We start from the raw sequence: 269 nt of genomic DNA on the forward strand, positions 1-269 counted from the left end.
GTCCCAGATCTGGGACCTGGATCCGGGGGTGACGACCTGGGTCTTGCCCGCCAGGCGGCGCAGCGCGGAAGAGTGCAGCACGCGGGCGCGGTCGCGCTGGAAGGCGGTGCGGCCAGGGCGCTTGTCGGGCTCGGGGTCCCAGCGCTCGATGTCGGTCGGGGTGTACGCAGTGCCTTCCATGCACCGAGAGTAAGCGGCGGGACTGACAGCGTGCTTCAGGCGGTGGCGCTGGACACGCGGTGCGGGGTCCCGGCCGGGGGTCCGGGGGT

General features: G+C 73.2%; 1 pseudogene. It reads right to left on the reverse strand.

The features are described 5' to 3' along the window. Positions 1 to 180 (reverse strand): annotated as a pseudogene (locus J0695_RS40325) (deoxyguanosinetriphosphate triphosphohydrolase); the annotation flags it as partial. Positions 181 to 269: the final 89 nt, after the last annotated feature.

Origin of the sequence: Streptomyces beijiangensis, assembly GCF_017315755.1 — a bacterium.
Lineage (GTDB): Bacteria > Actinomycetota > Actinomycetes > Streptomycetales > Streptomycetaceae > Streptomyces > Streptomyces beijiangensis.